Source organism: Kushneria sinocarnis, assembly GCF_003633775.1.
Taxonomy (GTDB): domain Bacteria; phylum Pseudomonadota; class Gammaproteobacteria; order Pseudomonadales; family Halomonadaceae; genus Kushneria; species Kushneria sinocarnis.
Genome location: NZ_RBIN01000007.1, coordinates 182730 through 207890 on the forward strand (window position 1 = coordinate 182730; position 25161 = coordinate 207890).

20 protein-coding genes are annotated in these 25161 nt (G+C 62.7%); 7 read left to right on the forward strand and 13 right to left on the reverse strand.

What is annotated here, in order from left to right:
* Nucleotides 1-15: 15 nt before the first annotated feature.
* Nucleotides 16-897, reverse strand: coding sequence for a DMT family transporter (locus C7446_RS12820; protein ID WP_245977843.1), 882 nt, complete (start codon nucleotides 895-897; stop codon nucleotides 16-18).
* Between the two features lie 172 nt (nucleotides 898-1069).
* Here C7446_RS12820 and C7446_RS12825 point away from each other — a divergent pair, with 172 nt between their 5' ends.
* Entirely contained in the window at nucleotides 1070-1501 is a 432-nt protein-coding gene (locus tag C7446_RS12825) for a YbaN family protein (protein WP_121173509.1), read from the forward strand.
* 82 nt (nucleotides 1502-1583) lie between these two features.
* Here the strand turns inward: C7446_RS12825 and aldA are convergent, their stop codons facing one another.
* A complete protein-coding gene (gene aldA / locus C7446_RS12830; RefSeq protein ID WP_245977844.1) occupies nucleotides 1584-3059 on the reverse strand; it encodes an aldehyde dehydrogenase in 1476 nt (491 codons plus the stop codon).
* Between the two features lie 169 nt (nucleotides 3060-3228).
* On the opposite strand from aldA, the gene C7446_RS12835 reads away from it, so the two are divergent.
* Together C7446_RS12835 and pepN are read left to right on the forward strand one after the other, a co-directional pair.
* The gene (locus C7446_RS12835) at nucleotides 3229-3645 is read left to right on the forward strand and encodes a YbaN family protein (protein ID WP_121173511.1); all 417 of its coding nucleotides are present in this window, start codon (nucleotides 3229-3231) and stop codon (nucleotides 3643-3645) included.
* Between the two features lie 92 nt (nucleotides 3646-3737).
* Nucleotides 3738-6371, forward strand: coding sequence for an aminopeptidase N (gene pepN, locus C7446_RS12840; RefSeq protein ID WP_121173512.1), 2634 nt, complete (start codon nucleotides 3738-3740; stop codon nucleotides 6369-6371).
* A 114-nt stretch (nucleotides 6372-6485) separates the two neighbouring features.
* Here the strand turns inward: pepN and C7446_RS12845 are convergent, their stop codons facing one another.
* The 6 genes from C7446_RS12845 to C7446_RS12870 form a co-directional block, all read right to left on the reverse strand.
* Nucleotides 6486-7016: an invasion associated locus B family protein gene (locus C7446_RS12845; protein ID WP_121173513.1), complete on the reverse strand. Its 531-nt coding sequence runs from the start codon at nucleotides 7014-7016 to the stop codon at nucleotides 6486-6488.
* A gap of 64 nt (nucleotides 7017-7080) precedes the next feature.
* Nucleotides 7081-8079: a cytochrome d ubiquinol oxidase subunit II gene (gene cydB / locus C7446_RS12850; protein WP_121173514.1), complete on the reverse strand. Its 999-nt coding sequence runs from the start codon at nucleotides 8077-8079 to the stop codon at nucleotides 7081-7083.
* Nucleotides 8080-8100: 21 nt separating this feature from the next.
* Nucleotides 8101-9480 (reverse strand): cytochrome ubiquinol oxidase subunit I, encoded by a 1380-nt coding sequence (locus C7446_RS12855; protein ID WP_121173515.1) that lies wholly within the window; start codon nucleotides 9478-9480, stop codon nucleotides 8101-8103.
* An 87-nt stretch (nucleotides 9481-9567) separates the two neighbouring features.
* Entirely contained in the window at nucleotides 9568-10050 is a 483-nt protein-coding gene (locus C7446_RS12860) for a helical membrane plugin domain-containing protein (RefSeq protein ID WP_121173516.1), read from the reverse strand.
* Nucleotides 10050-13025: a formate dehydrogenase subunit alpha gene (gene fdhF, locus C7446_RS12865; protein ID WP_121173517.1), complete on the reverse strand. Its 2976-nt coding sequence runs from the start codon at nucleotides 13023-13025 to the stop codon at nucleotides 10050-10052. The genes C7446_RS12860 and fdhF overlap by 1 nt, the downstream gene beginning before the upstream one ends.
* Before the next feature lie 222 nt (nucleotides 13026-13247).
* Complete coding sequence (locus tag C7446_RS12870) at nucleotides 13248-13775, reverse strand: Lrp/AsnC family transcriptional regulator (RefSeq protein WP_121173518.1); 528 nt, start codon at nucleotides 13773-13775, stop codon at nucleotides 13248-13250.
* 183 nt (nucleotides 13776-13958) lie between these two features.
* On the opposite strand from C7446_RS12870, the gene C7446_RS12875 reads away from it, so the two are divergent.
* Nucleotides 13959-15644 (forward strand): 2-isopropylmalate synthase, encoded by a 1686-nt coding sequence (locus C7446_RS12875; RefSeq protein WP_121173519.1) that lies wholly within the window; start codon nucleotides 13959-13961, stop codon nucleotides 15642-15644.
* A 90-nt stretch (nucleotides 15645-15734) separates the two neighbouring features.
* On the opposite strand, the gene C7446_RS12880 is transcribed toward C7446_RS12875, so the two are convergent.
* The 4 genes from C7446_RS12880 to C7446_RS12895 form a co-directional block, all read right to left on the reverse strand.
* Entirely contained in the window at nucleotides 15735-16898 is a 1164-nt protein-coding gene (locus C7446_RS12880; RefSeq protein WP_121173520.1) for a zinc-dependent alcohol dehydrogenase, read from the reverse strand.
* A 145-nt stretch (nucleotides 16899-17043) separates the two neighbouring features.
* Complete coding sequence (locus C7446_RS12885) at nucleotides 17044-17337, reverse strand: hypothetical protein (RefSeq protein ID WP_121173521.1); 294 nt, start codon at nucleotides 17335-17337, stop codon at nucleotides 17044-17046.
* Nucleotides 17334-18200: a deoxyribonuclease IV gene (gene nfo / locus C7446_RS12890; RefSeq protein WP_121173522.1), complete on the reverse strand. Its 867-nt coding sequence runs from the start codon at nucleotides 18198-18200 to the stop codon at nucleotides 17334-17336. Before nfo ends, C7446_RS12885 begins: the two co-directional genes overlap by 4 nt.
* Nucleotides 18201-18233: 33 nt before the next feature.
* Nucleotides 18234-18854: a hypothetical protein gene (locus C7446_RS12895; protein WP_121173523.1), complete on the reverse strand. Its 621-nt coding sequence runs from the start codon at nucleotides 18852-18854 to the stop codon at nucleotides 18234-18236.
* A gap of 86 nt (nucleotides 18855-18940) precedes the next feature.
* Between C7446_RS12895 and C7446_RS12900 the strand changes: the two genes are divergently transcribed.
* Nucleotides 18941-19396, forward strand: coding sequence for a cupin domain-containing protein (locus tag C7446_RS12900; RefSeq protein WP_121173524.1), 456 nt, complete (start codon nucleotides 18941-18943; stop codon nucleotides 19394-19396).
* Here the strand turns inward: C7446_RS12900 and C7446_RS12905 are convergent.
* A complete protein-coding gene (locus tag C7446_RS12905) occupies nucleotides 19388-20431 on the reverse strand; it encodes a formate/nitrite transporter family protein (RefSeq protein ID WP_121173525.1) in 1044 nt (347 codons plus the stop codon). The genes C7446_RS12900 and C7446_RS12905 overlap by 9 nt on opposite strands.
* Before the next feature lie 578 nt (nucleotides 20432-21009).
* Between C7446_RS12905 and C7446_RS12910 the strand changes: the two genes are divergently transcribed.
* Together C7446_RS12910 and mdoH are read left to right on the forward strand one after the other, a co-directional pair.
* The gene (locus C7446_RS12910; protein ID WP_245977845.1) at nucleotides 21010-22596 is read left to right on the forward strand and encodes a glucan biosynthesis protein G; all 1587 of its coding nucleotides are present in this window, start codon (nucleotides 21010-21012) and stop codon (nucleotides 22594-22596) included.
* Nucleotides 22589-25087, forward strand: coding sequence for a glucans biosynthesis glucosyltransferase MdoH (gene mdoH / locus C7446_RS12915; protein WP_121173527.1), 2499 nt, complete (start codon nucleotides 22589-22591; stop codon nucleotides 25085-25087). The genes C7446_RS12910 and mdoH overlap by 8 nt, the downstream gene beginning before the upstream one ends.
* Nucleotides 25088-25161: the final 74 nt, after the last annotated feature.

Consider the following 25161-nt stretch of genomic DNA (forward strand, 5'->3'; position numbering starts at 1 on the left):
GACCGGCGTGCCGGGTTACGGCCACATCACGCAGAGGGCGCCGATCACGATCAGTACCAGCCCGAGCCGATCGCGCCGTGTTATCGGCTCACGGAACCAGCATCGTGCAATCAGCAGGGTGAACAGTACCTCGACCTGGCCCAGCGTCTTGACCAGGGCCACATCCTGCAGGCTCATCGCGGTGAACCAGCCGAGCGAGGCCCCCAGACTGGTCAGACTGACCCGGGCGCTGTCGCGCGGGCGTTGCCAGAGCAGCACAAGGGCCGGGCGATCACGCCATGCCAGCCAGCCCACCAGGGTCAGCCACTGCATGCCGATGGTCAGTGTCAGGACCCAGCCGGCAGCATGCAGGAAGGGCAGCGCGGGCTGCAGCTGAGTGGCATGTCGCACCCACAGGGAGGTCAGGGCGAAGCACAGGCCGCTGGCCAGGCCGATCATCAGCGGGCGCAGGGCGGTATCATCCGGCGTGGCGCCCCGCATCAGCCACAGGGCAACGGCGCCGATCAGAATCCCGCACCAGCCCAGCGGGCTGATGGTGGCGCCGAACACCAGCACCCCGAGCAGCGCCGCGAGCAGGGCCTCGCTCTTGGCAAGGCCCACGCCAGCGGCATAGTTGCGCTGCCGAAACAGCATTACCATCAGGGCGGTGGCAGCGATCTGGCCGAGCGCAGCGGCCGCGATGGTGGCCATGAAGGCGAGTGACAGGTCGGGCCAGGGAGCCGGACGGATCCGGTAGAGCATGAAGACGTAGAGCACCGACAGCGGCCAGGCCCAGAAGAAGCGTGCCAGGGTCACCCCGGCGATCGAAACGTGACGGCTGAGCTGCTTCTGCAAGGCATTGCGCCAGGCCTGCATGCCGGCTGCCAGCAGGGTGAGGAGGATCCAGAGGTCGAGCAAGGCCGCTTCCCGGTAGCAGAGTGAAGCCGTTACGACAGGCGATGGGTCCTGTCGAGCATACCCTGTTCGGGAGCAGCACATGAACCGGGGCGGTGATGATAATCATTCCCGCTGCGTAAGCTGCGATGACCTGGTATGATCCGGGCATTACCGTTCCAGGGCGATATCAGCAATGAGCAGAGAGCCGTTCGAAGCAGACAACCGCCCCGGGGAGGATCGCCGGGCCGCCAGCAGCGGTGCGCGAATACTCTGGATCGGGCTGGCCATGCTCTGCTTCGCCATTGGCGTGCTGGGGATCTTTCTGCCGCTGCTGCCGGCCACCGATTTCATGCTGCTGGCGGTGATCTGTGCCTCCCGCGGCTCGCGCAGGGTCGAGCGCTGGATTCGGCGCAATCGCCTGTCCGGCCCCCTGATCGCCGCTTGGGAAGCCGAACGGGCCATAGCCACTCCGGCCAAGGTGATTTCGATCACGATGATGCTGTTCAGCCTGTGGGTGGTCTGGCTGCACGTCGGGCTGGGCTGGCCGTTCTGGCTGATACTGGTCATCCTGCTGGCGGTCGGCAGCTATGTGATCAGCCGGCCGCGACCATCGCGGCGCTACTGAAACGGAGTGCCCATGAAAACGCCGGCTCGCGGGAGCCGGCGCCGGGGCAGTGAAGGCGGGCCGAGGCCGGCCCGCGCTGTCATCAGTAGTGCACGTACAGTGTCTTGCTCTTGACGTAAGCTTCCAGCCCGTACTTGCCGTCCTCGCCGCCGAGGCCGCTGTTGCGATAGCCCTTGTGGAAGCCCTGGACCGATTCGCCGCCGCCGCGGTTGACGTAGATTTCACCGAAATCGAGTTCCCGGGTGGTGGTCATCAGCCGCCGCACGTTCTGGGTGAAGACATAGGCCGACAGGCCGTATTCGGAGTCGTTGGCGTAATCCAGCGCCTGCTCGAAGCTGTCGACCTTCATGATCGGCACCACCGGTCCGAAGATCTCCTCCTTCATGATGTCCATGTCGTTGTTGACCCCGGTCAGGATGGTCGGCGAATAGTAGTTGCCGCTGTCATATTCGCCGCCGGTCAGGCGCTGGCCGCCGGTTTCCAGCTGGGCGCCCTGACTGACCGCGTGCTCGACCATCTGATGGACCTTGTCGAGCTCGCCGCTGTTGATCTTGGGGCCGATGTCGACATCCTCGTGCCTGAGCGGATCGCCGACCTTGAGCTCCTCGACACGTGACTTGAAGCGCTCCAGGAACCGGTCATGGATGCCTTCGTGCACGTACATGCGCTCGTTGCAGGTGCAGACCTGACCGTTGTTGGTGAAGCGCGACACGATCGCAGCCTCCACCGCCGGCTCCAGATCGGCATCATCCATGACGATGAAGGGCGCCTTGCCGCCGAGTTCGAGGCGCACGATCTTGAGATGTTCGGCGGCCGCCTTGTTGATTTCGCGGCCGCCGCGCACACTGCCGGTCATGCTGACCAGCTGGGTGATCGGGCTGGTCACCAGGTGGTTGCCGACATCGCGGCCACGGCCGTTGACCAGATTGACCACGCCCTCGGGGATGCCGGCCTGGCGGGCGAGCTCGACGAGCTCCAGTGCGGTCAGCGGCGTCTCTTCGGAGGGCTTGAGGACGATGGTGTTGCCCGCGGCCAGCGCCGGTCCCAGCTTGCGGCCGATCAGTGCCGCCGGAAAGTTCCAGGCAGTGATGCCGACCACCACGCCATGGGGGACCTTCTGGATCCAGATCTGCTCATCCTCGCTGTCGGCGGGAATGATGTCGCCCTCCAGACGGCGGGTATGCTCGGCGGCGAAGCGGATCAGGTCACAGCACATGCCGACGTCGCCCCGGGCCTCGCTCAGCGGCTTGCCCTGCTCGCTGGTGATCAGCCGGGCGAGTCGTTCGCTGTGATCACGGATCAGCGCCACCAGATTGAACAGCAGATCGGCGCGCTCGACTGCGGTCTTGCGCCGCCACTCCTGAAAGGCGCGATCCGCGGCCTTGAGGGCCCGGTCGGCATCCTCGGCCGTGGCCATGCCGACCCGTCCCACCACTTCACCGGTTGCCGGATTGGTGACGTCGAGCAGCTCACCGCCGCACTCGACCCACTGGCCACCGATGAACTGGTTGTAGACTTCCACCCCGTCGCGGGTGCTCTTCATTGCGTTCTCAGCCATGAGTCACCGTTCTCCTTTCCGTAGACAGATCATCCATCCGCTCGAAAATGGTGGATGCGGTATATTCAAAGGTGGGGGTTGAGGGCGATCATGGCAAGTCGGCGGTATTTCCGCCATGAGCGCCGGCCGTGACCGGTATCGTGGCACACGAGCAGAGGCAGGCATTGGCATGAGCGAACCGCAGCACAGCGCAACACCAGCGTCCGGGAAGCTGCTGCGCGGTCTGTGGATCGGGCTGGCAGCGCTCTGCTTCGCGCTCGGTCTGGCAGGCGTGCTCCTGCCGCTGCTGCCGACCACCCCCTTCATGCTGCTGGCCGCCGCGCTGGCCTCGAAGGGCTCGCCCCGGTTTGCCCACTGGATTCGGGCGCACCCCGTGGCGGGTCCGGCCATCAGCCACTGGGATCGCGAGCGCGCCATCGCCGGGCGTGCCAAATGCCTGGCCGTGGCGGCTCTGCTGCTCAGTGCCGGGGTCGTGCTGCTGACCCTCGAGTCGCTGACGCTGGCGCTTTGCATCGTGGCCGGACTGGCCGGGGTGGGGGCATGGCTGGTGACCCGGCCGGGCCCCTCGCAGCCGCCCGATCACTGATCCCTGCGCTGCCGCGATGGTGCAGGCCTGGCGTGATATCGGCATCGGTGACACCATCGCGGGAGCTTTTTTCTTCACTCCATGGAGTCCCCATGTCCGAGCCTCAGGCGATTTATCTCAGCGATTACCAGCCACCGGCCTACCGGGTCACGCGTACCGAGCTGACCTTCGAGCTCGAGCCTCATGCCACGCGCGTGCGGGCGCGACTGCATCTGGAACGACACGAGAATTACGGTCATGGCGAGCCGCTGGTGCTCAACGGCGAACAGCTGACCACGCTGGCCGTGGCCGTGGACGGCCAGGCGCTGAATGATAACGAATACCGTATCGAGGATGAGCGGCTGACGATCCTTCGCCCCCCCGAGCGCTTCGTGCTGGATACCGAGGTGGAGATCAATCCCTCGGCCAATACCGCACTGGAGGGGCTCTACGTCTCGGGTTCGATGTTCTGCACCCAGTGCGAGCCCGAGGGCTTTCGGCGGATTACCTGGTATCCGGATCGCCCGGATGTGATGGCGACCTTCGAGACCACCCTCATCGGCGATCGCGATCAGCTCCCCGTGATGCTCTCCAACGGCAATCCGGTGGAGTGGGGCGAACTGCCGGGCGGTCGGCACTTCGTGACCTGGCAGGATCCCCATCCCAAGCCGTCCTATCTGTTTGCGCTGGTGGCCGGCGAGCTGGAGAAGCTCGAAGACCGCTTTACCACCATGAGCGGACGCGAGGTCACCCTGCAGCTCTGGGTCGAGGCGCGCAATACCGACAAGACCGAGTGGGCGATGGAGTCGCTCAAGCGCGCCATGCGCTGGGATGAGCAGGCCTACGGCCGCGAATACGATCTCGACCGCTTCATGATCGTGGCGGTGGATGACTTCAACATGGGGGCGATGGAGAACAAGGGGCTGAACATCTTCAACAGCGCCGCCGTGCTCGCCAACCCGGCGACCACGACCGATGCGGCTTTCCAGCGCATCGACTCCATTGTTGCGCACGAGTACTTCCACAACTGGTCGGGCAATCGGGTGACCTGCCGTGACTGGTTCCAGCTCGCGCTCAAGGAGGGCTTTACCGTCTTCCGCGATCAGAGCTATACCGAGGATACCCAGTCCGCCGCGGTCTCCCGCATTCAGAACGTGGCCATGCTGCGTACCGCCCAGTTCGCCGAGGATGCCGGCCCCACGGCCCATCCGGTGCGTCCCGATCACTTCATCGAGATTTCCAATTTCTACACCTTGACCGTCTACGAGAAGGGCGCGGAAGTGGTGCGGATGCTGCGCAATCTGGTCGGTCCGGAGACCTTTCGGCGTGGCAGCGATCGCTATTTCGAACGCTTCGATGGCCAGGCGGTGCGGGTCGAGGATTTCGTCGCCACCATGGCGGAGGTATCGGGGCTCGAGCTCGATCAGTTCATGCGCTGGTACAGCCAGGCCGGCACCCCGCAACTGAGTGTGCAGGGCGAATATGATGGACAGACCCGTCAGTATCATCTGACCATCGAGCAGCATACCCCGGCCACCCCCGGGCAGCCGGAGAAGCCGCCGCTGCATATTCCGATTCGCATGGGGCTGCTCGGCCCGGACGGTGAGGCCCTCGAGCTGGTGGTGAATGGCGAGTCCCGCGGTACGGATACCGTGCTGGCACTGCAGCAGGAGTGCCAGAGCTGGACCTTCGAGCAGCTCGATGCTGCGCCGGTGCCCTCGCTGCTGCGCGGCTTTTCGGCGCCGGTTCGGCTCGAGCACGCCTGGTCGCGGGATGAGCTGGCGCTGCTGATGCGCTTCGACGAGGATGGCTTCAACCGCTGGGATGCCGGGCAGCGGCTGGCGCTGGCGGCGCTCGAGGACATGATGGCCGCATGGCGCGCCGGTGATGCCGTGAAACTCGATGAGCGGCTGATCGAAGTCTGGCACGGCCTGCTCAATGCACCTGCCGATGATCGCTCGGTGCTGGCCGAGATGCTGCGACTGCCTACCGAGGCGTGGATCGCCGAGCAGCAGTCGGTGGTGGATGTGGATGCCATCCATGCCGCGCGCGAGGCGGCCATCGGCCAGCTGGCAGACAGGCTCTACGCCGATTTCGAGCGCGTCTATCATGCCAATCAGCTCGATGTGCCCTATGCCCCGACACCCGAGCAGGTAGCGGCCCGCAGCCTGAAGAACGTGGCGCTGAGCTACCTGGTGGCCACCGGCGAACGCGAGCCGCTGATGCTGGCTCAGGCGCAGTTCGAAGCCGATCACAACATGACCGATGCACGCGCCGCCCTGACCCTGCTGGCACACTCCGATGCCAGTGACCTGGGTGACCCCGCGGTTCGGGCCTTCGGCGAGCGCTGGGCGCACGATCCTCTGGTGATGGATCAGTGGTTTGCCACCCAGGTGACCCGCCCGCAGCAGGATGTGATGGAACGCCTGAAGTTTCTGATGGAACACCAGGCGTTTTCACTGAAGAATCCCAACCGGGTGCGTGCCCTGATCGGCACCTTCGTCAACAGCAACCGGGTCAACTTCCATCGTCTCGATGGCGAGGGCTACCGACTGCTGGCCGATGTAGTGATCGAACTCAATCGGCTCAATCCGGAAATCGCCGCGCGCATGGTGACGCCGCTGACTCGCTTCCGGCGCTTCGACGAGCAGCGCCAGCAGCTGATGCGCGCCGAGCTCGAGCGCATTCGCCGGGAACCGCTGTCGCGCAATCTCTACGAAGTGGTGGAAAAGGCGCTGGCGGAGTAAGCCGGTCCGCCGGGGTTCGGCCCGGGGCGTGCAGGCTGCCACCCCCGGCCGGTAACACGCCGCCCCCGGGGCGTTCGTCACCCCGGGGCAGCGTATGGGGCGGGGAGGCCGGTCTCAGGGCGCGATGGCCCGGCTGGCCGCGGTGAAACCCATCAGCGATATGTCCAGATCCCGCTGCTGGCCATTCGGGCCGACCATGCTGAGTGTGGCCGTGCTGCCACCGCGCAACTGCTGCAGCAGCTCGGGCTCAAGCGGCAGATCGGCCCGGCAGCCGCGATCCAGACAGACCTGATAGGGGAAGGGTGTGCCCTGACTGCCGTCCACACTCAGCTGCAGACCGGGCGCCAGACGCACGCCCAGCGGCAGCAGAAAGACCATGACCGGGCCATCTACCTGAGGCGGATGGGCGACCACCACACGCATCAGCGGCTGATCGTTCTCGGGGTTGTCGATCAGTTGGGTCATGGTACAGCGATTGGCGGCGCCCTCCGTGTTCGGGCAGCGTACCTCCCAGTCCTGAAATTGTCGGGTACTGGCGTCGCTGCCGTCCGGTGACTGGGCTGCAGCCGCCGGGGGCAGCCAGCAGACAGCCAGCAGGGTCAGCAGGAGGGTGAGCCAGTGTTTCAAGCCATGATGGGTCAGCATGTTTCTTCTCCTGTCCGGTAGAGTGGATGCGCGCCAACAAGCGAGCTTCTGTCGAAGGTGGTGATCATTCGTCTTCGCGAACCTTGCCGCGAAAGACCCGATAGCTGAACAGGGTATAGATCAGTATCACCGGAATCAGTATCAGATAGCCGATCAGCAGAAATTCCTGACTCGAGCGATGCGAGGCCGCCTGCCAGATGGTCAGGGAGTGGGGCACGATCCAGGGATAGAGACTCAGGGTAAGGCCGAACAGCCCAATCAGGAACATGACGGCTACCTGTGGGAAAAGCCATTTTTCGCGCTGCTGGCGCGTGCTTTTCAGGATGGACCGGGTCAACAGCAGAATCAGCAGCGGGGTCGGCCAGAGCCACAGCAGATCGGGCAGCCGGAACCAGCGTTCGGCGATGTGTGAATTGATCAGTGGTGTCCAGATACCAACGCCGACCATCGCCACCAGCAGTAGCAGGGTCAGGGGGCGGATCAGCCGGTAGCCGTGTGCCTGCAGTTTCCCCTCGGTTTTCATTACCAGCCAGGCTGCCCCCAGCAGGGCATTGCCGATCATTAGAGCCACCCCCACAAATACACCAAACCAGGAGAACCAGCTCAGCGCATTGCCGGCAAAATGGCCGTTTTGTATCGGGATACCGCGGATCAGTGCGCCTAGCATCATGCCCTGGGCGAGGATAGCGATCAGCACACTGCCCTGAAAGAGACGGTCAAAGTGATAGCGGGTATGTTCGGCCTTACCGCGAAATTCGAAGGTGATGCCGCGGCAGAACAGGCACAGCAGCATCAGAATCAGCGGCAGATACAGGGCCGGCAGGATAGTGGCGTAGGCCAGCGGAAAGGCGCCATAGACTCCTGCGGCCGCCAGCACCAGCCAGGTCTGGTTACCATCCCAGAAGGGTTTGGCAGTATTGATGATGATACTGCGGTGATGTTCGGCTCGGATGAAGGGAAACAGCAGCGCCAGGCCCAGGGTGAAACCATCCAGCACGATGTAGATCATCAGGGCGAGACCAATGAGCAGAAACCACAGGATCGGATAGAGTTCGCTACCCATGGGCAGTTCTCCCGTGATGGATCAGATGCGCTGCCGGCGGTCGGAGCGCACGCGAGGCGAATGGAACTCTGCCGGCAGCGCGCTGGCAGGAGCACGTCTGATCAGTTTGAAGAAGAAGACCGCTCCCAGCAGAAAGACCAGCGTATAAACGGCAGTCAGGCCCAGCAGACTGGCTACCAGGGTATGAGCTGCATAGGGTGCCACGCCTTCAGCGGTGCGCAGCATGCCGTAAATCATCCACGGCTGGCGGCCAGCCTCGGTGGTAATCCAGCCGGCTTCCATGGCGACTGCGCCGATGGGCATGGCTGCGACCATCAATTTCAGGTACCAGCGGGTCTCGAATAGCCGTCGCCGATGACGCAACCACAGCGACATGGCCACCAGTGCCAGCATGGCGAACCCCAGATAGACCATGATGCGAAATGCCCAGAACACCAGCGGTACATTGGGCCATTCGTCACGGGGCCAGTGCTTGAGTCCCTGCACCTGCCCGTTCAGTGAGTGGGTCAGATAGAGGCTGCTGAGATGCGGAATTTCCAGCGCGAAGCGATTACTGGCGCTCTCCATGTCGGGCCAGGCGAGCACTACCATGGGCATCCCTGAACGTTCGGGGTCGTTTTGCCAGTGCCCTTCCATGGCAGCCAGTTTGGCGGGCTGATGTTCGAGAGTATTGAGGCCGTGCAGGTCGCCCGCCACGATCTGCAAAGGCACGGTCACGGTAACCAGCCACAGGGCCAGCGAGAACATGCGCCGGGCCACGGCATCGCGTTGGTCGCGCAGCAGATGCCAGGCAGCCACGCTGGCGATGGCAAAGCCGGAGACGATCAGGGCTGCCAGCGACATGTGCACAATGCGATAGGGTTGGGAGGGATTGAAGATGACATGCCACCAGTTGGCGGCGACGAACTGACCGCCCTCGATGGCGTAGCCGGCTGGGGTCTGCATCCAGCTGTTGGAAGACAGGATCCAGAAGGTGGAGAGATAGGCCCCCAGGGCCACCATGCAGGTGGAGAAGAAGTGCACCCGACGACTGACTCGGCCCTCTCCCAGAACCATGATGCCGAAGAAGGCGGCTTCCAGGAAAAAGGCCGTCAGCACTTCATAGGCCAGCAGTACGCCGCTGATGCCGCCGGCGCGGGCGGAAAACACGCTCCAGTTGGTGCCGAATTCAAAGGCCATGATTACCCCTGACACCACGCCGACGCCATAGTTGACAGCGAAGTGAGGTGTCCAGAAGCGATAGATGCCCAGATAGACCGGATTACCCGTCTTCATCCACAGCGCTTCAGCAAGGACGAGATAGGTGGCAATGCCAATGCTCAGCGCCAGAAAGATGATGTGGTACATGACCGTGGCAGCGAATTGCAACCGCGCCAGATCAGGTGCTTCCAGCCCGAACATGGCTCTGCCCTCCTTGTAACGACGCAGGGACTCCCTTTCCCGCGGATGACCGGGCGCAGCTCCGGGAAGAGTCTGCGCCCGGTCGGTTCAGGCACTGCTGGGCTTGCCGGTGAAGTCGGTAATGGGCTTGTCGACCTCGCGATCCATGCCGCGCCCGAACGCCTTGAGCGCCTCGAGCAGGGGCGTGATGGCCTGCCACAGCTCATCATCGTGCAGCAGTCGATAGGCACCGGTAAAGCCCGGTGCTTCATCGTCATCGGTTTTCTCGCGCTGCTCGCCGGCGGCGTTCATGGCATCGCGCAGCGAGAAGACTACCTTGTAGAAACGCTCCGGCGGGATGGTCGACAGTGCCATCATCAGCGCCGAGAGGTTCTGCATGGCATTGAGTGAGCCTTCCTTGTTGAGACCGTCGACCAGCACTTTGGCCACACTCTGATTGGCACCCACGATGTCGTTGGCAAAACGCAGTACCCCGTGCTCGTGCAGGGTCTGCAGCAGCTTTTCCAGCTCCTCGTGGGCGTCGGGCCCGATTTTGGGCGGCGTCACCTGATGTTCAATGGGTTCGGCCATTATTTTGTCTCCGGATGTTCGATATGAGCGGGGGGTGCTACATAGTCTGCGCGCGCCCATTTGATCGGCGCTTCGGGGCCATTGTTGGGTGTGCGATGGCCGTAGCGGAAGTTGTTGTACGGCAGCGGAGACTCACCCTTCTCGCGAGGCAGTTTCTCCATGCGCACGGCGACCTCCTTGTAGGCCGGCGTATTGACGTCCGGATCATGATGCTCTCCGGTCAGGAAATTGATCCCTGGCTTGGAGTGGTGAATAGGGATAAAGAGCTCGTTACCCCGTACCCGATCGGTGACGATCGCCTGAAGTTCGATCGAGTCGCGCCGGGAGGTGATACGCACCCAGCTGCCATCCTCGATCCCCCGCTCGGCGGCCAGATCCGAGCCGACCTCGACGAACCAGTTCGGGATCTGGGAGTTGATGCGCGGCCCCTGACCGGTCTGATTGGCGGACTGAAAATGCTCCAGAACTCGGCCGTTGTTGAGCTCGAGATCGTACTCTTCATCGGCCGCTTCGGCTGGCTCGTGCCACTCCTGTGGGTAGAGCTGGGCCCGGCCATCATCGAAATGGAACGACTCGGTATAGAGCAGCGGCGAGTCGGTGCCGTCCTCGGCGACCGGCCAGACCAGTGACTGCCAGCCTTCAAGGCGCTCATAGCTGACCCCGGCGAAGATTTTCGCGATCCCGGCGCACTCGGCCATGATCTGTGAAGGATGGGTATAGCCCCAGTCGTGACCCATGCGCGCTGCCAGCTCGGTGAGAATGCGCCAGTCGGGGCGACTGTCGCCCAGCGGCGGCATGACTTCGTAAAAGCGCTGGATGCGGCGCTCGGTATTGACGAAGGAGCCATCCTTTTCAGTGCTCGGACAGGCCGGTAGTACGACATCGGCAAATTCGGCGGTGCGGCTGAAGAAGATATCCTGCACCACCATGAAATCCAGCTTGGTAAAGCCGTCGTGGACATTGCCCAGGTCGGCATCGGAAAGACCCGTTTCCTCGCCGATAATGTACATCGCCCGGATCTTCTGCTCGGCGGCATCCTGCACCATCCGGAAGTTGTCCGAACCAACGTGGTTGGAGAGGCGCTCCTTGTCGACGCCCCAGGCGCGCGCCCATTTCTCGCGGATGGCATCATCGGTGACCGACTCGTACCCGGGATAAACGTTGGCCAGACAGCCGAAGTCACTGGCCCCCTGCACGTTGTTGTGGCCGCGCATGGGGTAGCCACCGCTGCCGGGCTTGCCATAGTTGCCGGTGACCAGCAGCAGATTGGAAAGCGCGGTGCTGGTGTCGGCACCGTGACTGTGCTGGGTGATCCCCATTGCCCACAGCAGACAGACACTCTCGGCACGACCGATCATCTCGGCGGCCTCGACCAGCTCGTCGCGGCTTAGCCCGGTCTTCTCGGCGGCGAACTCGAGCGTGAAGGGCTCCAGCGAGCGGCGGAATTCCTCGACGTTGTTGACCCGATTGTCGAGGAATTCCCAGTCGGCAAGATCGTTGTCGAACATGTAGCGAGCCAGCGCCGAGGCCCAGATCAGATCGGTGCTGGGCTTGTTGCGCAGATAAAGATCGGCACGTTCGGCCATCTCGTGTTCGCGTGGATCGGCCACCAGCAGCTTCTGGCCGTGCTGCTTGTGGGCGGCCTTGATCTTCGAGGCGATGACCGGATGGCACTCGGCCGTATTGCTGCCCACGATGACAATCAGCGAGGCCTTCTGGATATCCTCGATGGTGCCGGCATCTCCGCCGTAACCCACGGTGCGAAACAGCCCCTGGGTAGCCGGGTTCTGACAGTAGCGCGAGGAGTTGTCGACGCTGTTGGTGCCGATGATCAGCCGGGCGATCTTCTGGGTCAGATAGGCTTCCTCGTTGCTGGCCTTGCTGGAGCCGATGAAGCCCAGACTGTCCGAGCCGTGACGATCACGGATTTCCAGCAGCCGATGGGCGACCAGATCGAGGGCCTCCTCCCAGCTGGCTTCGCGAAAACGTCCGTTTTCACGAATCAGCGGCGTGGTGAGGCGATTTTCGCTGTTGATGAAGTCCCAGCCGAACTTGCCCTTGATGCAGGTCGAAATGCCGTTGGCCGGGGCCTCGTTGACCGGCTGCACCTTGAGCAGTTGACGGTCACGGGTCCACATTTCGAACGAGCAGCCCACGCCGCAGTAGGTGCAGACCGTCTTGGTGCGTTTGATCTCGGGCTGCCGCCAGGCCATGTCCATCATCGAGATACCGGTGATGGGGGGGGCACCAATGGTCTGTTCGACCTTCTTGAGCATGTCGATCATCGGCCGCTTGAGGTCCGGTGACATCGAGGTCAGCGGGCCGGCATCGTTCTCCATGGTGCGCTCGAGCAGCGCATTGCAGGGGCAGACGGTGACGCAGTGACCACAGTGTACACAGCTGGACTCGTCGATCTGCTCGCCGCCATCCCAGAGTACCCGGGGATGCTCCATCGAGTAGTCGATGGAGAGCGTCTCATTGACCTCGACATTCTGACACGCTTCGACACAGCGACCACAAAGGATGCACTGATCCGGATCGTAGGTGTAGAAGGGACTGGATTCGTCCTTGTCGTAGGGCTTGCGGGTGAATTCGTAGCGCTGAACGGGGATGTTCATGTCCGCCACGGTGTTGTGCAGGGTACAGTCGCCGGTGTTGTGCTCGCATACCGAACAGTAGAGTTCGTGCTTGCCCAGCAGCCGATCCATGCCCTCTTCACGGGCTGCGCCGGCTTGCTCATCGTCCATCGACAGGTTCATGCCCTCGTAGGTGCGCAGGGCACAGCCTCGTCTGAGTTCACCATCAATGCGTACCCAGCAGGTATCGCAGGTTTCCAGCGGCCCCAGGGCCTGGTGATAGCAGACATGGGGAAGATTGATCTCGTGGGCCTCGAGGAAGTCGACCAGCGGCTGGTCCGCAGGCCCGGTCAGGGACCTGCCGTCGAGGGTGATCGTGCAGTTCGCTGCCTTGTCCATGCTGATTGTCTCTCCAGCTCATTGTCCGCTGATCTATTATTGGCGCGGACTTGCGGTCACGGTTACAGGAAGGCGGGGACAGAGAGTGTGCGCCCACCATCGAACGTTATGTGTCGTCTTTGAAAACTCCGGGTTCCCTCAAACTAGTCACGCCGGCCCGATGCTTCAAACAAAAAGGCCCACCATGACGGTGGGTTGGCAGGAGAAGTGCGAAATGCGCGCTCAGCCGCGCTGCCCGGGGCCGGGCACAGGTGACTGATGGAGCTGGCTGACCGGTGCGCCGCGATCACCGAACACCTGACGCAGCACGAAGTTGGAGTGCACCCCCGAAACGCCTTCGATCGGAGTGATGTGTTCCAGCAGCAGGCGCTGGTAGTCGTCCATGTCCTCGACGGTAATCTTGAGCTGGTAATCGACTTCCTGACCGGTGGTCATCAGGCACTCCTGAACCTCGGGCAGGGCAGCAACCTGCGCTTCGAAATTGGCGAACCGCTCCGGCGTGTGACGATCCATCGAGATGTGCAGCAGTGCCATCAGGCGATAGCCCAGCCGGCGGGCGTCGACCAGCGCCCGGTAGCCGGTAATCACGTTGGCCTGTTCGAGCGTTCGCACCCGGCGCAGGCAGGGCGAGGGCGAGAGACCGACGCGTTCGGCCAGGGCCTGGTTGCTGAGTCGGCCGTCGCGCTGCAGCTCCTCGAGGATGCGCCGGTCCAGCCGGTCCAGAGCAACGGGTGTTTCCTTTTCTGTCATTTTGCGCAATCCGGTAGTCATCAAGATCTTGACATTGGCATATTGTTGCCTTTAATGGCGAGATTTGTAGTAAATTGGCAATCACCTGCGTCGCGATCCACGCTAGAGTGGTAACACAGGCGGCATCGCTCACAAGGCGCGCTGCCGCGAATTCATTGCCTCCATTATCGTTCGGGGATCGTCATGACCAGCTTCGACCATCGCAAGTATCGCCCGGTTGCCCGGGTACCTGCCTTTGACCGGCAATGGCCCGATCGCGACCTCGAGTCGGCGCCGACCTGGGTCAGTGAAGATTTGCGAGACGGCAATCAGGCGCTACTGGAGCCGATGAGTGTCGAACAGAAAAAGCGCCTCTGGAAACAGATCGTGCGGGTCGGGATCGAGGAGGTCGTGGTCGGCTTCCCTTCGGCCAGCCAGCCCGACTATGACTTCGTGCGCTGGCTGATCGAGGAGGACCAGATTCCCGAGGGGGTCACCATCTCGGTGCTGGTGCCGTGTCGCGAACATCTGATCGAGAAGACCTTCGAGTCGCTGGTCGGGATCAGTCGCGCGATCATTCACCTCTACAATTCCACCTCGACCACCCAGCGCGAGCGGGTATTCGAGATGGATCGCCAGGGCATCATCGATATCGCCGTCAATGGCGCACGCCGTGTCAGGGAGCACGCCAGCCGCTATCCGCAGGTCGACTGGCGCTTCCAGTATTCGCCGGAGAGCTTCTCCACCACCGAAATCGACTTCTCGCTGGCGATCTGCGAGGCCGTCATGGATGTCTGGCAGCCCACGCCCGACAGCAGATGCATTCTCAATCTGCCCAATACGGTGGAGATGGCCGGTCCGCACCATCACGCCGACCAGATCGAGTACTTCTGCCAGAACATCAGCCGGCGTGACAGCGTGATCATCTCGGTACACACTCATAATGATCGCGGCGGGGCCGTGGCTGCAGCCGAACTGGCGCTGCTGGCGGGGGCCGAGCGTGTCGAGGGCACACTGCTGGGCAACGGTGAGCGTACCGGCAACATGGATATCGTGACCCTGGCGATGAATCTCTACAGCCAGGGCATCGACCCGGGGCTTGATCTCTCCCGGCCGGACGAGATCATTCAGGTGGTGACCGAATGCACCGGCATCCCCATGCATCCGCGCCATCCCTGGGTGGGCGAGATGGTGTATACTGCCTTCTCCGGCAGCCATCAGGATGCGATCCGCAAGTCGCTGCGCAAACAGGGCGATGATGAACCCTGGCAGGTAGCCTATCTGCCGATCGATCCGCGCGACATCGGGCGTGACTACCAGGCCGTGATCCGCGTCAACAGCCAGTCCGGCAAGGGCGGCATGACCTTCCTGCTCGAACGCGACTACGGCATCAGTCTGCCGCGCTGGATGATGCTGGCGCTGGCACCGCTGGTTCAGCAGGAGAGCGAACGCCTCTCCGGCGAGCTCTCCAGCGAATCGATCCGCCGGCTGCTGTTTGCCACCTTCATGCGCGAGGCGCCGCTGTCGCTGGTGGACTATCGGCTCTCCCGCGCCAGCGAGGAGGGGCTGACGATTACTTTGCAGAATGATGGTGAGCGCCTCGAGCTCGAGGGCAAGGGCAATGGCGCCATGTCGGCGTTCATGAATGCCTGGCAGCAGCACACCGGTCAGCAGGTGGGCATTCTCGATTACAACGAGCACTCGCTCGGCGGTGACAGCGATGCCGATGCCATCGCCTTCGTCCAGCTCAATGTCGATGGTCAGCGCGTCAGCGCCGTGGCCGAGGACAGCGATACGGTAAGCGCTTCGCTCAAGGCGGTGATCTCCGGGCTCAATCTGGCTCGCGAAATGGCCGGGGCCAGCGATAGCCTGAGCGCCATGGCGGAGTAATCCGCTCGGCATGGAGAATGCAATAACAAACCCCGCCGGCAGAAGCCGGCGGGGTTTGCCTGTTTTATACCTGTAGATCGTCGTTGATGATCAGGGGGTCATGACCACCTTGATGCAGCCATCCTGTTTGGCATTGAAGTCCGCGTAGGCTTCGGCCGCCTCGCTCAGCCTGTGGCGGTGGGTGATGATGTACGAGGGGTCGATCAGATCCTGCTCGATGGTGCGCAACAGAGCCGGCATGTAGGCGTGCATGTGGGTCTGGCCGCTCTTGACCGCCAGCGACTTGTTCATCAGCGCGTGAATGGCAAAGCCATCGACCTTGTCGGTGTATACGCCCGACAGTGACAGATGCCCCCCCTTGCGGCAGCTCATGATCATCTCGTTGAGTGCCAGCGGATGATTGGGTTCGCCGGAATCCGGAGAACGGCGCTCTGCCTCGGGATCACCCTGGCCGTGTGCCTCGGCGCCCACGGCATCGATGCAGCAGTCCGGCCCATAGCCTCGGGTCATCTCCAGAAGCCTCTCATGTACGTCCTCCTGCTCGAAGTTGATCACTTCGGTGCCGGACTTCTCGTCGGCCATCTTCAGGCGCTCGGGAATCCGGTCGATGGCGATGACCCGGGCGGCTCCCAGCATCCAGGCACTGCGGATGGAGAACTGGCCGACCGGACCGCATCCCCAGACCGCCACGGTATCGCCGGGCGAGATATCGGCGTTGTCCGCGGCCATGTAGCCGGTGGGATAGATGTCGGACAGGAACAGCAGCTGTTCGTCGCTGAAATCCGACTCGACCTTCAGCGGCCCGACATCGGCATAGGGCACACGCACATATTCGGCCTGACCGCCGGGAATGCCGCCGAGCAGATGAGAGTAGCCGAACAGGGCCGAGGGCGAATGTCCCATGACGGCGGCGGCATCCTCGGCATTGGGGTTGCTGTTGTCGCACAGCGAGTACAGCCGATGATTGCAGAAGAAGCAGTCGCCGCAGGCAATGGTGAAGGGGACCACCACGCGATCGCCCTTGTTCAGATTGCTGACCGCCGAGCCGGTGTCGACCACCTCACCCATGAACTCGTGACCGAGTACATCACCGGACTGCATGCCGGCCATGAGGCCGTTGTAGAGATGCAGATCGGAACCGCAGATGGCGGTAGCGGTCACCCGGATGATGGCATCCCGGGGATCCTGGAGCTCGGGGTCGGGAACGTTATCCACTCGTACATCATGAGTACCATGCCATGTCAGTGCTTTCATGATTTCTCCCTGATCACGTAACGGACCTTGATGGTGTCTCCGGCCGCCTCATGCCGGCCGATTGCAGTCGGAGCGGCGACCGTCTCCCTGACCCTGGAAGACATTCGTTAGCAATGCAAGTGATTGCCATCGCCCGGGCTGCACGCTACTGAATCAGCCAGCTCAGCACGATCAGGCCCAGCAGGGTCAATACCACACCACCGACGATCGAGCGCCTCATGAAGGCACGGATGCCGTTGAACAGCAGCAGCAGGCCGATGATCAGCACCACGATGCTGAAGATCGAGGGGCTGATGCCCAGCGAGGTCGTCAGCCCCTGCAGGAAGCTGTCGAAGGCAGCGAAGATGTCGCCAAAGACACCCGAGAGCGCTTCGACGATGGCGCGGATGGCAGCCCCCAGGGTTTCGCCGATCCAGTTGAAAAAGCCGTCCGTGCTCATGAGGTACTCACTGTTGAGGATAGCCCGGCCTGCGACCTGAGCCAGGCAATTTCCCGGGGCCAGAGGGCGGGCTCGATGGTTTCCAGAATCATGGGGATGTTGCCCAGGCGCTCATCCTGCATGAGGGTAGCGAAGCCATCGCTGCCGATGTGGCCCTGACCCAGCCTGTGGTGGCGATCGAGTCGGCTGCCCAGGGTGCTTTTGGCATCATTGAGATGCATGCCGCGCAGATATTCGAAGCCGACGGTCCGTTCGAACTCGTCCAGGGTGGCCCGGGTGGCTTCGGGCGTACGCAGATCGTAGCCGGCAGCGAAGGCGTGACAGGTGTCGATGCAGACGCCCACCCGGCTCCGGTCCTCGACCTGTTCGATGATCTCGGCCAGCTGCTCGAAGCGATAGCCTAGATTGCTGCCCTGACCGGCCGTGTTCTCGATTACCGCGGTAACGCCCCGGGTGCGGGAGAGGGCGTCATTGACCGATTCGGCGATGAGTTTCAGACAGTCGCGCTCGCTGATCCGACGCAGATGACTGCCGGGGTGGAAGTTCAGCAGGGTCAGTCCGAGCTGCTCGCAGCGCTGCATCTCATCCAGAAAGGCGGCGCGTGACTTCGCCAGCCCCTCGGCGTCGGGATGGCCGAGATTGATCAGGTAGCTGTCGTGAGGGAGCACCTGGGCCGGGGTGTAGCCATGGCTGGCCATGGCATTGCGAAAGGCCGTGATAGCCTCGTCGGTCAGCGGTTTGCCGCGCCACTGGCGCTGGTTCTTGGTAAACAGGGCGAAGGCCGTGGCTCCGATTTCGCTGGCCCGCGCCACGGCGCGGTCGGCTCCGCCGGCAGCGCTGACGTGCGCTCCGATGTATTTCATGACGACTTCCCGATGACTGGCGGATGGAGGCATTCAGCGCTCGTCGAGCTGCAGGTCACCGTTGATCTGCTGCAGCCGTTCGAAAGCCCGGTCGCGGCTGAAGGGGGGCTGGCGGGGCGGATCGTAGACGGTGCCATTGACCCCCTCGACCACCAGGTCGATGGCGTAGCAGGTGCCATCGATCACGCTGCGATAGCCGTGAACGTGGCGATAGTGGTTCATGTCGGCTTCGCTGGTTTCGAAGGTCACGAAGCGATGACCCGCCAGGCGGGCGATGCCGGTGCCCTCGGACGAGGCGCTTTCCGGTGGCGCGAGACACTGATACACCGCCATGCTGTCACGGCTGATGCCGAGTCGCCACTGGGCCCGGCTGACATCGCTGGAATCCGGCAGCTGCAGGGTGATCAGCCGCTGACCGGGGCTGTCGGGCGCGGCAAAGCTGTGCCAGCCATGGGGGCCGAAGTGGCCGCCGGTGTGGCCGACGCGGACCAGCTCGCTGGCGTAATCGAGCGTGATGGCCGGGCGTTCGCTGCGATAGAACGAGCCGTCGTGGGAGGGAGTCGACGGCTGACCGGCGCAGCCGCCCAGCAGGGCGAGCGTCACCAGGGCCGGGGCGGCGAAAGTAGCGGAAGATCGAAGTGACAGACAGGGCATTGGACATCCGGTGCTTGCATGGAACAGTGACAGCATAACAGCAAGCGTGTGGTCGGACGCATCACGTGAATCGGGAGAAGACGAACATGGATCGCATGGCACAGCTGATCGAACGCCATGATCTGCAGCCGCATCCGGAGGGTGGGCATTTTGCGCAGGTCTACTGTGCTGACACGAGCGTGGTGTCACCGGTACACGGGATCGACCGGGCCTGCGCCACTCATATCTACTTTCTGCTGCCTGGTGGAGAAAGCAGTCGCTTCCATCGGGTAGTACATGATGAGCTTTGGCATGTCTACGAGGGCGCATCGCTGCGACTCGTGCGGGGAGACGGAGAGCGGTTCGAAGCCATCACGCTCGGCTCCGGCTGTGAGGACTACTTTGCGGTGGTCGCCGGAGGACAGTGGCAGGGGGCCGAAAGCACCGGCGACTATACGCTGTGCGGCTGCACGGTAGCGCCGGGCTTCGATTTCGAGGACTTCATGCTGATGCCGGCTGACATGGCGGCCGGGGTGCCGGCCGCCTGGCAGCATCTAGCGTGAGCGATGCGTGGTGTCATTGCTGCGGGGGTTATGGCGCGCGGCCTGTTCGCTCTTTTTCAGGCCTGCGCGGATGGGATGGCGACGCTGGATCAGGCCCTGCTTGCGTTCGCGCTGGGCCTCCAGATCGCCTCTGATCTGGGCATGACTGATCAGGGCAAAGATGAAGGTGCCCCCGATGATGTTGCCGGCCAGCGTGGGCAGGGCAAAGTGAAACACGACCTCGCTCCAGCCGGCATGCCCGCTCAGGGCCAGATAGAGTGCTTCGCTGGAGCCCACGATGATGTGAGTGAATCCGCCCAGGGCCATCACGTAGGTGATCAGGGTAATGACCCACAGCTTGGCCTGGTCGGCCGAGGGGATGACCCAGACCAGGGTGGCGATCATCCAGCCGGCCAGGATGCCCTTGCCGAACATCTCGCCGGGCGTATTGGCCATCATGTGCTGGCCGATCGTGACAAAGGCGGCCTGGGTGGTGGCATCGAACATCGGCATGCGCTGAAAGGTAAAGGCGGCCACTGCGGCGCCGACAATATTGCCCACCAGCACGACGCCCCAGAGTCGGGCAAGGTGCCAGCAGCTGTTCAGGGTGGGATGGCTCATGACCGGCAGCACGGCGGTTACGGTATTTTCGGTAAACAGCTGCTGGCGCGCCAGGATGACCACCACGAAACCGACCGTATAGCCCAGGCACTCGATCAGAAAGCCCACGTCCGTGGCCGGCAGATGGGCGTGCAGCAGACCGCGCGCCACCATCGAGAAGCTCATCGAGATGCCTGCGGCAATGGCGGACCACAGCAGCGCCATGGAGTCGCGCGACAGCTCCTTCTGTCCATCGATTCTCAGGCGCTGATGGACCGCGGCCGCCTGGGAGGGCAGCTCGCGGGCGGCTTCCTTCTCGACCTCACGATTCTTCTCCGGATCGTTCGATTCCGGGTTTCTGGGTGGGGCGGGACCTGTATCGGACGACTCGGTGCCATTGTTATCCGTACCCGCCTCGAAATCCTCTCCGGCGTGGCGATTTTCCTCTTCTGCCATGCTCTCTCCCTGTACCATGGCGACCTGATCGGCTGCCTGCCGGAAGGCTCACCAGATGGCTCTCGTACGTGATCGTTGTATCGGTCGGAACGCTTCATGATAGAAGCCGGAGCGCATCCCTGCCTGAAGATCATGCCGGTCAGGCTTTGATGGCGAAGCGTTCGGGCTGTCAGGCGCTATGCTATGCAGAGGAGCCCGTGACCGGGCCAGCAGGCCGCGGGCAGGTGCCCGGCAACTGCGCAGTGATGCGTCCGACGAGTGACAATTGATTCCTTTCGTGTTGCAAAACGTCAATTTCCGGATCACTTCGCGCCCGGCTGACGCCATCGTGCTGCAGCCGGCGAAAGATGGCCCTGTCGCCATGAATGCTGGCGGAAGGCCCCATGATGCCGACGGGATCGGGGAATATGGTAACGATGTCCAATGACCCGTGGATGAGTAGCGGGCCGGCTGCGGCAGCAGCAGGATGATGTTGCAAAGCTGCTGGATGCGGGCCCGACTTGTTCAATCGATGAAATTCTGAGAATCTTTGCCGACCTGAAATGGCCGCTTCAAGGATGTTAATGAGGAACCTGCCCGTGACCGTAACTTCCACCCCGACACTTGTTCGCAGGGATGGTTCGCCATTTCGACGCTACGCAGCGCTGGCATTCGGCTTCATGACACTGATTTCGGCCCAGAGCGTCTTCGCTTTCGGCTTTGACGATGTTGCTGACCAGGCCAGGTCACTGGCGGATCAGGGATACAACGCCCCCCAGAGCAACCTGCCGGATTCCCTGAGCAACCTCGAGTACCAGAAATACTCCCAGATCCAGTTCAAGCCGCAGTACTCGCTCTGGCGAGGCGACAACCTGCCCTTTGACCTGAGCTTCTTTCACGAGGGCATGCACTACAACCTGCCGGTGACCGTCAATCAGGTAGTCGGTGATGATGTCAGCAAGCTGCAATATGAACCGCAACAGTTCGACTTCAGCGATTCGGGCATCGATCCCTCGAGCCTGCCGGATGATCTGGGCTATGCCGGTTTCCGGGTCAATTATGCGCTGCAGTCCGAGAACAAGCAGGAAGTCATGGCGTTTCTCGGTGCCAGCTACTTCCGGGTTGTCGGTGCGAACCAGCGTTATGGGGTATCCGCACGCGGACTGGCCATTGATACGGCACTTTCGTCCGGCGAGGAATTTCCGCGCTTCAAGAACTTCTGGGTGGTCAAGCCCGACAAGGGCGACAAGTATCTGACCATCTATGCGCTGCTGGATTCGCCGAGTGCCACGGGCGCCTATCGGTTCGTGCTGCGTCCGGGGCAGGACAGCATCGTCGACGTCAAGTCGAAGCTGTTCCTGCGGCGTCAGGTGACCAAGCTGGGGATCGCACCGCTGACCAGCATGTACCTGTTCGGTCCGTCCCAGCCCAGCGATGATCTCAATTTCCGTCCCGCCATCCACGACTCCAATGGCCTGCTGGTGAATGCCGCCCAGGGGGACTGGCTGTGGCATACGCTAATGAATCCGAAGAAGCTGATGGTTTCGACCTATCCGGCCGACAATCCGCGCGGTTTCGGACTGATGCAGCGCAATCACGAGTTCGGTGCCTACCAGGATCTGCAGGATCGCTATGATCTGCGCCTCAGTGCGTGGATCGAGCCACAGGGCAGCTGGGGCAAGGGGCAGGTGGAGCTGGTTGAGATCCCGACCCCCAACGAGACCAACGACAACATCGTTTCCTATTGGCGGCCGACCGGTGATCTGCCTACCGATCAGGGGCTCGAATTCGATTATCGCATCAACTGGACCAAAAACGAGGCGCGTTACCATACCTCCGACCTCGGCTGGGTCGCTCAGGCACGCCGTTCGCAGGGGGAAGTGCGTCAGGGCAATCTGGTACGCAAGACCGATGACAGCACCATGTTCGTGCTCGACTTCGTCGGCCCCGAGATGAAGTCGCTCGACAGTGACGATGGTGTCAAGGCGGACATCTCGCTGGGTGACAATGGCAACCTGGTGCGTTCGAGTGTCGAACCCAATCCTGCCATGGGCGGCTATCGGCTCAGGCTGAGCGTCAAGGCGAAGGACGGTGCCAAACCGGTCGATATCAAGGCGCTGTTACGCAATGGTCAGGACCAGCCGCTGACCGAAACATGGAGCTATACACTGCCTGCCAATGGTTGATCAGGACTCCTACCGCAGCCCGGCGCGGACCTATCTCGAGCGCCTCGCGCTCGGTACCCGCAGCCTGAGTGACAGACGTGAGCTGCTCGGCATGGCCGAGCAGGATCTCTCGCTCGAACAGATGCATGCCGAACTCGGGAACGGCCGTGTTGTCCAGGATGACCCGGCCAGTGTTTCGGTATTGCGTCGACTGGAACTGGCCTATGGTTCCCAGCCGCTGGCGCCGCCCGAAGTACTGACCAGCGATCGTGCCGGACGCGTCTGTCTGAAGACCATGCCGGCGATCAAGCGTACGCCGCTGGCCCCCCAGCCCTGGACAACCAGTCCGTTCAAGCGGGTCGCCAAGGGCTTCCAGCTGTGGCGGGGGACCCGTCAGCGCCGTCAGCGCAAGCGGGCCGCGCCCGAGGCGCCGGAGCAGGCCCGCTGGCAGATGGTGGGGTCGATACGGCGCTGGACGCTGGTCGTGTTGACCCTGGCCCAGAGTGCCATGGCGGCCTGGTACATGAGTACGGTGTTGCCCTACCAGGGCTCGCGGCCGCTGGAGATGGTCGAGCTGGTGCTGTTTGCCCTGCTGTTCTGCTGGGTGTCGTCCGGTTTCTGGACCGCCCTGATGGGCTTCTTTCAGCTCCTCAAGGGGCGCGACCGCTACAGTATTTCGGCTTCTGCCGCCGGCGACGAGCCGATCGATGACGAGGCCCGCACCGCTATCGTGATGCCGATCTGCAACGAGGACGTCAATCGCGTCTTTGCCGGTCTCAAGGCTACCTATGAATCGGTACAGCGTACCGGTTACGGCGATCGCTTCGAATTCCATGTGCTCAGCGATACCTATGATCCCGATCTGGCGGTCGAGGAGAATCACGCCTGGCTGCGTCTGTGCCGCGAGGTGGAAGGCTTCGGTCGGATCTTCTACCGGCGTCGTCAGCGGCGGGTGAAGCGCAAGAGCGGCAACATCGATGATTTCTGCCGTCGTTTTGGTGCCAGGTACCGCTACATGGTGGTGCTCGATGCCGATAGCGTGATGAGCGGCAACTGCCTCAAGCGGCTGGTCCAGCTGATGGAGGCCAACCCGGACGCCGGTATCATCCAGTCGGCGCCGATGGCAGCTGGCGGCACCAACCTTTACGCGCGCATGCAGCAGTTCGCCACGCGTGTCTACGGGCCGCTGTTCACCGCCGGGCTGCACTTCTGGCAGCTGGGTGAGTCCCACTACTGGGGGCATAACGCGATCATTCGCGTCGAGCCCTTCATGTACTACTGTTCGCTGGCACCGCTGCCCGGCAAGGGCTCGCTGTCCGGCGAGATCCTGTCGCACGATTTCGTCGAGGCGGCGCTGATGCGTCGCGCGGGCTGGGGCGTCTGGATCGCCTACGATCTGCCCGGCAGTTACGAGGAGATGCCGCCCAACCTGCTGGACGAACTGCAGCGTGATCGGCGCTGGTGTCATGGCAACATCATGAACTTCCGGCTGTTTCTGGTGCGAGGCATGCATCCTGTGCACCGGGCGGTGTTTCTGACCGGGGTGATGTCCTATCTGTCGGCGCCGCTGTGGTTCATGTTCCTGGCGCTGTCGACCACGCTGCTGGCCCTGCACAGTCTGACCACCCCGCAGTACTTCACCGAACCCATGCAGCTCTTCCCGAGCTGGCCGGAGTGGCATCCGGGCCGGGCGGTGGCGCTGTTCTCGACCACCATGACCCTGCTGTTTCTGCCCAAGATCCTCAGCGTGCTGCTGATCTGCATCAAGGGGGCACGTGACTTCGGCGGCAGTGTGCGGGTCGTTCTGTCGATGGTGATCGAGTCGCTGGTGTCGATGCTGCTGGCGCCGGTTCGCATGCTGTTTCATACCCGCTTCGTGCTGATGGCGCTGCTGGGCATCGAGGTGAAATGGAAATCGCCCGATCGCGAGAGCAGTGATACCCCGTGGCGGGAAGCGGCACGTCGCCATGGTGGTCAGACCCTGCTGGGCATTGCTTGGACGCTGTTCGTGCTCTGGCTGGATCCGCTGTTTCTGCTCTGGCTGTGGCCGATCGTGGGGGCGCTGATGCTGTCGATTCCTGTTTCCGTGATGACCAGCAAGGTGGGGCTTGGTCTGAGCGCTCGGCGTGGACGCATGTTCCTGATTCCCGAGGAGTCCCGGACGCCACGCGAGCTGCGCTCGACCGCTCGCAACGTGCGTATCGGTCAGCGGCGTCCGCCGGCGCCCACCTTCATCGAGAGTGTGGTCAATCCCATCGACAATGCGCTGGCCTGCGCCATGGGGGTGGCCCGTCACGGCCGCTCGGAGGCGATCGAGTCCAGTCGTCAGACGCAGATCCGTCATGCGCTGGTCGGTGGCCCGGAAAACCTGGCCAACCAGGATCGGCTGCTGCTGCTGGATGACCCGGTCATGCTCTCGCGCCTGCACTTTCAGGTCTGGGCGCGCAGTGATCGTTATCCGGCGTGGCTGGAAGCGGCCTATGCCAATGAGCCGGAGCCCTGGTTCAGCTAGGCTCTCGGTAGGGTCAGGCACGAAAAAACCCCCGACATTGTCGGGGGTTTTTCAATGGCCGAAGCAGTGAAGAC

What these genes read in the sequence shown, in the direction of transcription:
- fdhF (WP_121173517.1), bottom strand. Translation starts at nt 13,025, where the DNA reads ATGGACAAGGCAGCGAACTGCACGATCACCCTCGACGGCAGGTCCCTG.
- C7446_RS12835 (WP_121173511.1), top strand. Translation starts at nt 3,229, where the DNA reads ATGAGCGAACCGCAGCACAGCGCAACACCAGCGTCCGGGAAGCTGCTG.
- C7446_RS12825 (WP_121173509.1), top strand. Translation starts at nt 1,070, where the DNA reads ATGAGCAGAGAGCCGTTCGAAGCAGACAACCGCCCCGGGGAGGATCGC.
- nfo (WP_121173522.1), bottom strand. Translation starts at nt 18,200, where the DNA reads ATGAAATACATCGGAGCGCACGTCAGCGCTGCCGGCGGAGCCGACCGC.
- C7446_RS12880 (WP_121173520.1), bottom strand. Translation starts at nt 16,898, where the DNA reads ATGAAAGCACTGACATGGCATGGTACTCATGATGTACGAGTGGATAAC.
- C7446_RS12845 (WP_121173513.1), bottom strand. Translation starts at nt 7,016, where the DNA reads ATGCTGACCCATCATGGCTTGAAACACTGGCTCACCCTCCTGCTGACC.
- C7446_RS12895 (WP_121173523.1), bottom strand. Translation starts at nt 18,854, where the DNA reads ATGCCCTGTCTGTCACTTCGATCTTCCGCTACTTTCGCCGCCCCGGCC.
- cydB (WP_121173514.1), bottom strand. Translation starts at nt 8,079, where the DNA reads ATGGGTAGCGAACTCTATCCGATCCTGTGGTTTCTGCTCATTGGTCTC.
- pepN (WP_121173512.1), top strand. Translation starts at nt 3,738, where the DNA reads ATGTCCGAGCCTCAGGCGATTTATCTCAGCGATTACCAGCCACCGGCC.
- C7446_RS12860 (WP_121173516.1), bottom strand. Translation starts at nt 10,050, where the DNA reads ATGGCCGAACCCATTGAACATCAGGTGACGCCGCCCAAAATCGGGCCC.
- C7446_RS12875 (WP_121173519.1), top strand. Translation starts at nt 13,959, where the DNA reads ATGACCAGCTTCGACCATCGCAAGTATCGCCCGGTTGCCCGGGTACCT.
- C7446_RS12870 (WP_121173518.1), bottom strand. Translation starts at nt 13,775, where the DNA reads ATGACAGAAAAGGAAACACCCGTTGCTCTGGACCGGCTGGACCGGCGC.
- aldA (WP_245977844.1), bottom strand. Translation starts at nt 3,059, where the DNA reads ATGGCTGAGAACGCAATGAAGAGCACCCGCGACGGGGTGGAAGTCTAC.
- C7446_RS12855 (WP_121173515.1), bottom strand. Translation starts at nt 9,480, where the DNA reads ATGTTCGGGCTGGAAGCACCTGATCTGGCGCGGTTGCAATTCGCTGCC.
- C7446_RS12900 (WP_121173524.1), top strand. Translation starts at nt 18,941, where the DNA reads ATGGATCGCATGGCACAGCTGATCGAACGCCATGATCTGCAGCCGCAT.
- C7446_RS12905 (WP_121173525.1), bottom strand. Translation starts at nt 20,431, where the DNA reads ATGGCAGAAGAGGAAAATCGCCACGCCGGAGAGGATTTCGAGGCGGGT.
- C7446_RS12885 (WP_121173521.1), bottom strand. Translation starts at nt 17,337, where the DNA reads ATGAGCACGGACGGCTTTTTCAACTGGATCGGCGAAACCCTGGGGGCT.
- mdoH (WP_121173527.1), top strand. Translation starts at nt 22,589, where the DNA reads ATGGTTGATCAGGACTCCTACCGCAGCCCGGCGCGGACCTATCTCGAG.